At 44.0% G+C, this 11,489-nt stretch carries 9 protein-coding genes; 6 read left to right on the forward strand and 3 right to left on the reverse strand.

Going from position 1 to position 11,489, the window contains the following annotated elements; translation table 11 throughout:
* Nucleotides 1-945 precede the first annotated feature (945 nt).
* Nucleotides 946-1,602 carry a 2OG-Fe dioxygenase family protein gene (locus H5300_RS23380; protein WP_029405778.1) on the forward strand — a complete coding sequence of 219 codons (657 nt, stop codon included), beginning with the start codon at nt 946-948 and terminating at the stop codon, nt 1,600-1,602.
* Nucleotides 1,586-2,821: a cysteine desulfurase-like protein gene (locus tag H5300_RS23385; protein WP_182797020.1), complete on the forward strand. Its 1,236-nt coding sequence runs from the start codon at nt 1,586-1,588 to the stop codon at nt 2,819-2,821. The genes H5300_RS23380 and H5300_RS23385 overlap by 17 nt, the downstream gene beginning before the upstream one ends.
* 175 nt (nt 2,822-2,996) lie before the next feature.
* Here the strand turns inward: H5300_RS23385 and H5300_RS23390 are convergent, their stop codons facing one another.
* Nucleotides 2,997-3,668, reverse strand: a complete 672-nt coding sequence (locus H5300_RS23390) for a type 1 glutamine amidotransferase domain-containing protein (RefSeq protein WP_182797021.1) — start codon at nt 3,666-3,668, stop codon at nt 2,997-2,999.
* A gap of 239 nt (nt 3,669-3,907) precedes the next feature.
* On the opposite strand from H5300_RS23390, the gene H5300_RS23395 reads away from it, so the two are divergent.
* Nucleotides 3,908-4,792 (forward strand): LysR family transcriptional regulator, encoded by an 885-nt coding sequence (locus H5300_RS23395; protein WP_061021593.1) that lies wholly within the window; start codon nt 3,908-3,910, stop codon nt 4,790-4,792.
* A gap of 401 nt (nt 4,793-5,193) precedes the next feature.
* Nucleotides 5,194-6,417 carry a sensor domain-containing diguanylate cyclase gene (locus tag H5300_RS23400; protein WP_182797023.1) on the forward strand — a complete coding sequence of 408 codons (1,224 nt, stop codon included), beginning with the start codon at nt 5,194-5,196 and terminating at the stop codon, nt 6,415-6,417.
* A 284-nt stretch (nt 6,418-6,701) separates the two neighbouring features.
* On the opposite strand, the gene H5300_RS23405 is transcribed toward H5300_RS23400, so the two are convergent.
* Nucleotides 6,702-7,526 carry a DUF2797 domain-containing protein gene (locus H5300_RS23405; protein WP_017070245.1) on the reverse strand — a complete coding sequence of 275 codons (825 nt, stop codon included), beginning with the start codon at nt 7,524-7,526 and terminating at the stop codon, nt 6,702-6,704.
* A 304-nt stretch (nt 7,527-7,830) separates the two neighbouring features.
* Here H5300_RS23405 and H5300_RS23410 point away from each other — a divergent pair, with 304 nt between their 5' ends.
* Both H5300_RS23410 and H5300_RS23415 read left to right on the forward strand, forming a co-directional pair.
* Nucleotides 7,831-9,126, forward strand: a complete 1,296-nt coding sequence (locus tag H5300_RS23410) for a GGDEF domain-containing protein (protein ID WP_182797022.1) — start codon at nt 7,831-7,833, stop codon at nt 9,124-9,126.
* Between the two features lie 124 nt (nt 9,127-9,250).
* Complete coding sequence (locus H5300_RS23415; RefSeq protein WP_004733411.1) at nt 9,251-9,601, forward strand: GlpM family protein; 351 nt, start codon at nt 9,251-9,253, stop codon at nt 9,599-9,601.
* Nucleotides 9,602-9,901: 300 nt separating this feature from the next.
* Here the strand turns inward: H5300_RS23415 and H5300_RS23420 are convergent, their stop codons facing one another.
* Nucleotides 9,902-11,272: a DASS family sodium-coupled anion symporter gene (locus H5300_RS23420; RefSeq protein ID WP_004733412.1), complete on the reverse strand. Its 1,371-nt coding sequence runs from the start codon at nt 11,270-11,272 to the stop codon at nt 9,902-9,904.
* Between the last annotated feature and the right edge of the window lie 217 nt (nt 11,273-11,489).

Below are 11,489 nucleotides of genomic sequence, written 5' to 3' on the forward strand. Positions count from 1 at the left end.
TCAATGATAATCATGTGCGAATTTCTCATGTTTTTTTACTTCATGATCAGATCGTGATTATCTAAAAAAGTTCCCTGTAAAATAAATCCTTTATTTTCAATGATTAAAGTTCGATCCCGCCCTTCCACAAGTACAGACTTGCAGTAAATCTATCAAGCTGCGATTGAAAAAGAAGCCCTACCGGCACAAGAGCATTTGGGTGATAAATGGGATGACAAGTCGTTCAAATAAGTCGATCGTGACGGCTCTTTGGAATTATCTCTACATTTTGTCCAGTGAGCCTCAAAATATCCGTAAAGCAATTTACATGATGAAAGCGATTGAGTCACTTAATTGAACGATTAGACAAGTAACTGATAAACGTATAGAGCCAAACGTTTTCGTGACTGAAAGTTCAGTGAAGTACTAGCCTTGAAAGGAACTAAGCCATTTGGTACGGTCGAGTTCCCCCCGAACTCGACCTGTTCCAGACGCGCAAGCAAAGGCGTTTGGTTTCTGGCGTACTCATAAATTAACCAATTTCAGTTTGTTGTGTAAATAATCAATAGCTTGGCAATTGATAGGTAGGTCGTATTTTGCTGTGTAAAAGCATAGAAATGAATGATGGTGAGAGTGAGGGCTGAACTCATGCAAGGAGGCTGGCGTATTAAAGCGCAAGGGCTGACACAATATGAAACATGGCTTGCCAGTTAATAATATCGTTAAGTTTAAATTTGCAGAGATTTATAACTAGCTAGTGGAGTGTGCTAGTTTTAAGAGTTGGTCATCTTTTATTCTGGTGTTATACACTGCTTTTTATTTCTAGGTTGGATTTAGTGTCTGAATTATTAAATCTGACGGGATAAATGATTGTTTAATGTTGATTTGGCAAGATCTTCAAGTATCCTTTATGTAAATAAAACGTTAAATATCGAAAGTTAATTAACAATCATTAAGGAGTCGATGATGTTACATGCTCACGAAAATACCCTACATATTACCCACCTCAGTAACCACGCAGTTAAGGAGTTGTCACCATCATTTTCTAAGCTACCAAGCACAGAGCATGCAGATGGCCAGTTTCGATTGAGAAGATACTCGGTGGTTCAATTCAGTAATGGACAAGTCGTTGAGCAAGACAAACATAACTTTGTTCAGTCTGAAAACATTAATCACTTTCAAGGTGACGTCGTTCGTCAGTTCGAGCCAATTGAAGCGAAGATTCTAAGCAGTGAAGGCATGCAGGAAATGTGTGAACTGTTTATTGAAACCAATGGGCTTGAAGACGGGCAAGAAATCGAAATCCATCAGATCCGCATTGCCGCTATTTTTGAAGAAACTCAGGTTGCTCCTGAAGGGGTTCACCAAGACGGTTTTGACCATATCGCTTTGATCGGTGTGAACCGTCACAACATTGTGGGTGGTGAAATCATGCTGTATCAAGACTCACATGAAGCGCCATTCTTTAGAAAGGTGTTAGGTGATGGTGAGGTTGCGATGCTGGCAGACAGTAAGCTTTGGCACAATGCACAACCGATTCGCACCATAGACCACGATGAGATGGGCTATATGGATGTGTTTGTTCTAACAGCTAAGGATGCGCGCAATGTCCTTCACTCTTAATGATGTGCGCCAACAGTTTAGTGCTTTAGGCCAATATCATAACGGCAAGCCTGTGACCTTTTTTGATGGGCCAGGTGGCTCTCAGGTGCCTGAGAATGTTTTAGCTTCGATGACCGAATACCTAGGGCATTTTAATTCAAACCTAGGCGGACACTATTTTTCTAGCCAAAAGACCACAAGCTTAATGCAGCAAGCGCGAGAAGCGGCGCAAGCACTGCTTAATGCGGAGTCTTCTGGCAACGTTGTGTTCGGCGCGAACATGACATCTCTGACCTTCCAACTTAGCCGAGCGATCAGCCGCGATTGGAAAGAGGGCGATGAAGTTATCGTCACGGCGTTAGACCATTACTCAAATGTATCGAGCTGGCAGCAAGCGGCAGACGATAAAGGCGCGATTGTTCGCCAAGTTCGCGTAGACGAGTCGGATTGCAGTTTGGATATGGCTCACTTTGAGTCGCTGCTTAACGAGAAAACCAAACTTGTCGCGGTGACGTTTGCTTCGAATACGACAGGTTATATTGTTGATATGGCGAAAGTGATCGAGCTTGCACATCAGCATGGTGCTCAGGTTTATGTCGATGCCGTGCATTACGCGCCACACCACTTGATAGATGTTCAGCAACTGAATTGCGATTTCTTAGCGTGTTCAGCTTATAAGTTCTTCGGCCCGCATGTGGGTATTGCTTATGTTGCACCTCAATGGCTACACACGTTAAAGCCTTACAAGGTTGAGCCTGCAACCAATATCGGCCCAGGTCGATTTGAGACAGGTACGCAAAGCTTCGAAGGCCTTGCCGGTGTGATTGCAGCGGTAGATTACTTGGCGCAGTTAGGCGATCCCGCCGATTCATTGCGTTCTCGTTTAGAGCAAAGTTACGCGCTGTATAATAAGCACGAGAGCCAACTCAGTGAATACTTCCTTAAACGCTTGGCCGATCTTGAAGGTGCAAAACTTTATGGGAAAACCGAGTTTGATTCGAATCTAAGAACTCCCACGTTTGCGATTACCTTTGATGATCACTCTCCAGAGTTCATTGCCAAGAAGTTGGGTGAACATAATATCTGTGTGTGGAACGGACATTTCTACGCATTAGGTTTGGTGAAACAGTTGGGTATTGAAGAGCAGGGCGTGGTGCGTATTGGTTGTATGCATTACAACTCGATTGAAGAGATCGACTTGCTGTTCAATGTGCTTGAAGGGATCTTGCGAAGTAACTAGCGAGAAGCCATTAGCAAGAAGTAATTAATAAGAAGTCACTTGCCTTTGTTGTTTGTGCCTTTAGATCGAAAAAAGAGCATACTTCTCTCACTAATATTGAGGTGGAAGTATGCTCTTTTTGTTTGATTGAGCTTATTTGATCAACGCCAGTTATTCGAATAAGCCCTTGATTTCACTAAGACAGGTGCTTAACCAGAGTTGCACCTACAGCGTGCGCGCTGGTTGGGTTTTGGCCAGTAATCACTCGATCATCAACAATCACAAGCTCTTGCCAAGGTTGAACCTTGTTGAAACGCGCTGCGCTGCGAGCAAGAGACTCTTCCAATAGGAACGGAATGTCATTGATTGTGCCAAAGTCGATCTCTTCTTCACGAGTAAAGCCAGTCACCGATTTAGAACTCAATAGCTTCTCGCCGTTGCTTAAAACAATCGGAAGCAGTGCTGCTGGGCCGTGACATACTGATGCGATCACACCGCCATCTTCATAGTGCTTAGCCGCAATAGCTGCGAATTGCTCGTCGGTTGCTAAGTCAGAAAGCAAACCGAAACCACCTGGGTAGAAGATAGCATCGTAGATTTCTACGTTAATTTGGCTTACAGGAATCGTGTTGTTGATACGGTTCTGGAAGTCATCATCAGCCAAGATCTCGGCGTTTACTGAATCCCCTTCAATATCGGTTCCATACAATGGGCCTTTGCCACCCTTGATAGACGCGATGTCGTATTCAAAACCCGCAGCAATGATCTCTTTGAGAGCATGAGTCAGTTCAGGCGCGTAAGTACCGTTCGCTTGATCTGTGTCGCCTAGTGTTGCGTGGTTAGTTACAGGTATTAGTATTTTTTTCATGATTCGTCCCTTTGAGCACGTTTGTTTGGTTTCAGCGTCATTGTTTTACTTTAGGCATCGTGGTTTTTATTTAGAAAACCAAAGTTTTCAATTTAGATACCGCTGTTTCGTTACCTGTAATACTAGTAGTAAACCATTTGAGTGATAATATGCCGAATAGGCAAAACATTATTGCTATATAGCAATAGTCTGATGTGAATTAGTCGAATGTGAATTCGTTAGACGTTAACAGGTGAAGTATGGATAGCTTTGAAGGGATTAATGAGTTTGTTGCGGTAGCCGAATGTCACGGATTTTCTGCAGCAGCAAAACAACTGGGTTGCAGTACCAGTCATGTAAGCCGCCAAGTTTCAAGGTTAGAAGAGAGAGTGGGTGTGGCACTGCTTGCACGCTCTACACGAATGGTGAGCCTGACCGAATCGGGTCACACCTATTATCAGCAGTGTAGAGATTTGGTCATTGGGCTTCAGCAAGCGAACGAGCAAGTGACTTCTCAGCAGACTCAGCTTAGCGGTACTTTGCGTGTGAGTGCGGCAGGCGCGTTTGCAGAAAATCATGTCGCGGCGGCGCTGATGGAGTTTGCTAAAGAGCATCCTGAGCTCACCATAGAAATGAATTTCAATACCAAGATGGTTAACTTCATCGAAGATGGCATCGATTTCGCGATTCGTTATGGCCGATTGGACGATTCAGGATTGGTGGCAAGAAAGCTCGTCGATCGCCCGATGGCGGCGGCAGCCAGTAAAGACTACATAGAGCAATTTGGTACGCCGACTCATCCAGAGCAGTTAAAAATGCACAGCTGTATTATCGCCAACAGTGATCAGTGGCTATTTGAGAAAGAGGGCAAGCCGTTAAATGCAGTTCGAGTACATGGGCGCTGGCGCAGTAATAATTCGAGTGCAGTACTGAAAGCATGTGAAGAGGGGCTTGGTGTTGTCTACCTACCTAAGAGCAGTTTCAATGGTGGCCTTAGTAATGGAAAGCTTGTCCCGGTGCTAGAAGAGTATTGGGGAGCAGGAACCAGCAGTTGGGTCGTATATCAAAACCGTCGTTTTTTACCCCAGAGAGCAAGATTGGCGATCGACTTCTTAGTCGCTTACTTTTCGGATTGGAATGAATAACCGACAAGGTTTCAAGCTAACAGCCAACAAGATAGAAGTGAATAATAAAAGGATTTCAAAAGAGTCGTGATTAGCTCTAGCTATCGATTTTAGAGCGGAAAACAGAAAAGCTAATGCTTACATAGATATACGTTATCTTTTTTTGTTTTTTGACGCGAGTAATAGGATTGAGATACTTGTCTACTTTTAGTGACTCGTGTTAGCGATAGAATTGTAGAGAAGCCCGTAGCAGTACGATATACTAGATACCATATTAATGCCCCTAACGCGTGAAAGATTGTGTGGAAGCGTTGGCAGGATGTGTTGTTATGCTCCAGTTTGTGGAGTATAGCGAGAGTGCGGAGTTGGCAATGTCTTCAATAAATTTCGAATCCACGTACGGTGTAATAACTATTCAAGATATGAATGTAGTTAGTGTTGACGCTAATTATGCTCGCATCTATGGATACCCATCACCCGAAGAACTACTTACTAATATAGATAGCTTCCTAGATCTAATCTCAGAAGAATACCATGTTTTAGCCTATCAAAATTACCTTGAAACGATCAGTGGTCAACGCGATCCGCAGGTCCACACCTATGTTAATGTTGATCGCAATGGTCGAGAGTTCACAGTGTTCTCTATTGACCATGTGACAGAGTGGCAAGGTCGGCCAGCACTGCAAGTCACGGTGATCGACCTTTCCCCTGCGATCCAGCTACAAAATGCGGTGCGTGAACAAGATAAGATGTATCACGATATGATCATGCAATCAGGGCAGGGCATCTTGGTTCACCGAGAGTTCAAACCGCTGATGGTCAATCAATCGTGGGTTAAAATGCAGGGTGGTTCTTCCATAGAAGAAGTTTTAAAGCTGGACTCTATCCTTACATTGGTGCCAAAGCAGAATACGGATGGCATCAGTAAGCACTATCAAGCGATCGTGTCGGGTGAATTGTCGGGAACCAGCACTGTGGTTGAAAACATTGGGTTCGATGGCATTCATCGATTCTTCAATATTTACGATAATGCGATTACTTGGCAAGGTCAGCCGGCCGTTCAGGTTGTGCTCGAAGATGTGACTCAAAAGGTGATGTTGGAAAAGCAATTGGTTCATCAAGCGAATTACGATGAAATGACTGACTTACTCAATCGCAGAGCGATTTATGAGTGGTTAAGGGAACATATTGCCTCTGATACTCATGTCGTCAGTATGCTGCTTGATATCGATGACTTCAAATCGATCAATGATACTTACGGCCATATGGTGGGCGATGAGGTTATTTGCGCATTGGCTAACATTACTAAACGTAATGTTGAGAAAGTGGGTGGAGTGGCAGGCCGCTGGGGTGGAGAAGAGTTTATTCTCTTTATTCCCAATGCGTCACCTAACGTTTCGCGAGAAGTTTCTGATCAGATCCGACAGCAGTTTAATCAGGTCGAGTTCAAAGTGGGCGAACAGATTCGTTTTAATGTGAGTGTGAGTATCGGAGTGAGTGATAGTCGCTCTTGCGAAGGAAAAGTGTCCATCGATGCACTCGTCAACCTCACAGACCAATCTTTGTATCGAGCCAAAGCGAATGGAAAGAACTGCGTGTGTGGAGAAGTGTTTGCCAGCGATATAAGCCAAGCATTACCGCACTAGACGACTTCAATCTATTGAGTAAACTCGATCAATTTAGCACACCCAATCAATTTGGAAGCATAAGCAATAAATCTAGAAGCATAAGCTATAAATCTAGAAGCTTAAGTAACAAAGCTAACTAGGGTGTCACCCCGTTATAATGTTTGGTCATGATACAAAAATGCCCTCAAGCAATTGCTGAGGGCATTTTAGTTTTAGCTCATCAAAGCCGTTTAGCTTTCACCGATCAAAACCGTTTAGCTTTGGTTTATCAAAACAGCGAACATCTCAAAACCGTTGGCTTACTAAGCAGAAACTTCTACTTCGTAAGAGCCAAATTTACGGATGTTAATCACACCAGTATCCAAGATAAGGTATTGGCCTTTGATACCTTGCAGCACGCCAGATACTTCAGGGTTCTTGTCAAAGTTATGAGAAACAATCTTCACTGGGTGCTGCTCAACTGGGTAGCTGAGTGAAGTGATGTTCTCACTAAGAATCTCGATTGCATCGTCGCCAAACTTCGCTCTGATCTCTTGGATTTTATCCTCAACCAACGGCAATAGTTCTTTGGCTTTTTCTACCAACTCCATATCGTCGCCGTCGCCTTTAAGCAGCGTGCGCCAGTTGGTTTTGTCAGCAATATGCTTTGCTAACTCAACTTCAATCAGGCCAGAAATCTGACGTGTTTTTACCTTCAAGATCGGCAGACCTTGAGTGGCACCTTGGTCAATCCAGCGAGTAGGGATTTGAGTGTGACGAGTGATACCCACTTTTAGGCTTGATGTGTTCGACAGGTAAACGAAGTGATCAACCATGCAGTTCGCTTCGCCCCATTCAGGCTCACGACAAGTACCTTCATCGTAGTGGCAAGTTTCTGGCTTCATGATGCACATGTCGCAGCTTGCTAGCTTTCTCATGCACACAAAGCAGTGGCCTTGAGAGTAGCTTTTCTTGGTTTTCTTGCCACACGAGCAGCAAAAAATATTACCGGTGTGAGTGAGGTTGATGGTTTTACCAATCAGAGGGTTTAGCTCTACAAACTCTTCACCGACAGGTAAACGGTAGGTAACCGCACCATCGAGCGAAGCACTCATTTTCTTGAGTGTTCCTTTTGCTAATAAAGACATGACATTACTCGTTGTATTTTGATTATTATTTCGTCGACTCGGAAGCTCTGTAAGCAGGCGTTACGGTTAACGATGATTATGCGATGAGTATAACAAATAGAGTCCGTTTTTATACGCAATATTACTTGATTATTGCGATGGATAATTGATGAGTAAACGCTCGCTCAAAATTATGGTATGACATTTTGTTCAGGCGTGATATAACGTTTTTTAGTAAATTATTGGCATTAAGATCACTAATTTACCTAACTTATTTTTTATCGTTAAATCCCAACTATAGGGACCTTAAGCCGGAAGCTTAGACGTGAAGTGGATCCATAAAATAGTCATCTTTTTAGTTATCACGACACTGGCGATTGTCCAGTATTACCGTGTGAGCGGAAATCGTGTGATAACGGCAATTACGCCGGATAAATATGAGTTTATCGCGACCAGCGATCAAGTGGATAAGGGTGTCAGTACGTCCCAATTATCTTATCAAAATGGCCAGTATATTCTCGACTGTGAGCTTAAAAAGTCTGAGTATCCGTGGCCTTATTGCGGCCTATCGATTCGTATCAACCCAGACATTACCACTGGCCTTGACCTTTCGCAGTACCACACCTTTAGAGTCAATATTGATTACCATGCGGAGGCCGATTCTAGCGGTCGTTTGCGAACTTACCTGCGTAATTACAATCCTGCTTATTCGGTTCCTGATGACGAGTACACGCATAAGTACAACGGAATGGAGTTTTCTCCTGGCGTGGATGGTGGTGTGATTGAGATTCCGATCAAAAACCTGCAAGTAATGACATGGTGGTTAGCGGATAACGAGATTGCGCTAGAGCATTCAGCGCCTGAGTATTCGAATGTGAATATGGTCGAGTTTGCTACTGCGTCTGGAGCGAAGCTGGGCCACCACAGAATAGTCATCCGCAGTATTGAATTTGAAGGCTCTTATATATCCGCAGAAAGTCTGTTCTTGATTCTACTGTTTGTTTGGGTTGGTACGGGCACCGTATTCTTATTGTCTGAGTTAAACCGTTCAAGAAAACGCATGGTGCTTGCAGAGAAAAGACATCATCACTTAAAGAACGTCAATCGAGCACTGAGAGAGCAAAACTTTGAGTTTTCAGAAAAGGCTCATCGTGATGAACTGACTGGGATTCTCAACCGACACGCGATTCGTGATTGGCTAAAAATGCAGTCTCAGCAGTTAAAGCAAGGGCATGGAAAGTTGAGTATGTTGTATCTCGATATCGACTACTTCAAGAGCGTCAACGATAAATACGGACACCAAATGGGTGATCATATTTTACGAGAATTCAGCATGGTGGTTGGCAGTTCGATCAGCGCGACAGATAAATTGGTGCGCTGGGGTGGTGAAGAGTTCATTGTTTTTTGCCCGGAGACTGAGGCTGGTGAAGCACAGAGAAAGGCCGAGAAAATCCGACTTTTGGTCAGCCAACACCTTTGGGTTCATGGCGATCCACTCACTTGCAGCATCGGTATTGCTGAGATGAAACAAGAGCGGGTGACAGAGACCATTGCTCGCGCTGATGAAGCTCTATATCAAGCGAAGCATTCAGGCCGAAATCAGGTGATCTTGAGTCACTAATCTGAAAATTGTTTTGGTAAGTTTATAAGCCACACGTGCATATGTGACGTGTGGCATTTTTATGGGCGCTATATGAGTTTACCCTCTAGAGCCTTTGTTGATTTGCTTGGATAACGTATAAAAAATGATTTCACTGTTCTTTAAATGTTTGCTTGGTGCAGCGGCTGTTTTGTTGATTGCGCTGCTGTCGAAAAGTAAGAGCTTTTACATCGCAGGGTTAGTGCCGTTGTTTCCAACCTTTGCTCTGATTGCTCACTACATTGTTGGCACGGAACAAACCATGGTGGAGTTACGTACCACGGCACTCTTTGGCTTGTTCTCGCTTGTACCATACGCGGCTTATCTTGGCGCGGTTTATGTGTTCAGTTATCGCTACAATTTGGTATCGACGCTTTCTTTAGCCACTGTCGTTTGGGTTATGTGTGCTTCTATGCTGCTGTTAGGTTGGACGCGTTTGGTGCCAAGTGTGGCGTGAGAGCCAGATCTTAGAACGGTAATGAGTGGTTGGTGGCAAGTTGATACAAAAAAGGCGACAAGCTGACACAAAAAAGGTGGCGCGGGGCCACCAAAAGGGAAAAGCGTTTCTTGTTTCTAGATGCCCGTTTAGCTGGTTTTGTTAGTTAAACTGATCTTGCTAGTTAAACTGATCTTGTTAGCTGATCGGGCATTTTTGTACTGGTTGAGCCGGGGGAAGCTGCAACCAGATGTTTTTGAGTGTGGGGGGGCATTCCTATAAGCTCTTGTCTATAAACATAAGTCTATAGGGCGTTAGTGCTTACCAAAAGATCCACGCGAACAGTGTTAGCACTAGAATACAAACTAGGTTCAACACCATACCGACTCGCATCATTTCTTTTTGTTTGATATGACCAGAGCCAAATACAATCGCATTAGGTGGTGTCGCGACTGGTAGCATGAAGGCACAAGATGCGGCAATCGCAATCAGTGCAGATAAGATAACAGGTGACATACCCAGCGCTTCAGCAATGGTTGCAAATACAGGGACAAGCAATGCCGCACTCGCTGTGTTACTCGCAAACTCCGTTAGGAATACCACGAACGCTACCACGGCTAGAATCGTAAGAAGCACGCCTGCTGTTTCTAAAAATCCGCTTAGTGAGTGTGCTAGGAATACGCTGGTTCCAGTCGCTTTCAGAATGTTACTTAAACAGATACCGCCACCGAACAGGATAAGCACACCCCAATCCGTTGTCTTCTCGACATCTTTCCATTCAACCGCTCTAGAAGCGCCAAGCAGTACAATGGCACCAATCGCTACCAAGCTATCAAACTTAGAGAATCCGCCAATCATTGCGTTGATTGGTTTTCCGAATATCCAAAGCGTTACGGTTAAAAGGAAGATAGACAGTGTGATTTTTTTGCTGTTTGTCCACTCTACAGGAGCGTGGTCTAGCTCAAATTTATGGTCGAGCTTTGGCTTAGTCATCACGTACAGGACAACCATTGTGATTGGCAATAAGATCATTGAGATAGGTAGACCTAGCGCCATCCATTCTGTGAAACTTAAACCAACTTCTGCGGCAGCAATTGCGTTTGGTGGGCTACCCACTAAGGTTGCGATGCCACCAATCGATGCACAGTAAGCGATGCCTAGTAGCACGAACACGTAGGTGTTACGGTCTTCACTTTGGTCAACTTTGTTCATGATGCCTAGAACAAGAGGAAGCATCATTGCTGTGGTGGCTGTGTTTGAGATCCACATGGATAAGCCTGCACTCACACCGAACAGCATGAACACGGCGACCGACATTCTGCCTTTTGCAATCAACAGTACTTTGTCAGCAATTGCTTTATCTAACTCTTGCTTGTTCAGCGCGGCTGCCAATGCGAAGCCACCCATGAACAAGAAGATGATTGGGTTCGAAAAGTTAGCCAGCGCAGCGGGCGTGTTGAATACACCAAACAAGACAGCCAATAGGGGAACGAGCAAAGCGGTGATGCTGACGTGAATAGCTTCTGTTAACCATAAAATGGCAACGAACACGAGAATACTCAAACCCGTATTCACTTGTGTTTCGAAAGGAAGATTATTGAGCAAAAGTGCAAATAACGTGAAATTACCAATTAAGATCATGCTGTTGCGGGTAAACAACCAGTGTTTCAGTGTAGTAACAAGTGCCGTCATAAGACGCTCCTTTTGTTATCCTCGTTTTATTGGTGCACGACTTCATTGAGTCGTGCTTATTATTTTCGAGGTATATAGCTTGATGTAGGGTTAGACTTTGTTGGAAGAATGTTACTCAAGTTAATAAAGGAGTGTTGGTGTGTTTTTGCTTAACAATGGGGAAGTGTGAGGCAACAAATTCAAAATGTGTAGTTTTCTACACATCGGTCTCTGCTGG

Source organism: Vibrio sp. SG41-7, from assembly GCF_014164465.1.
Classification (GTDB): Bacteria; Pseudomonadota; Gammaproteobacteria; order Enterobacterales; family Vibrionaceae; genus Vibrio; species Vibrio splendidus.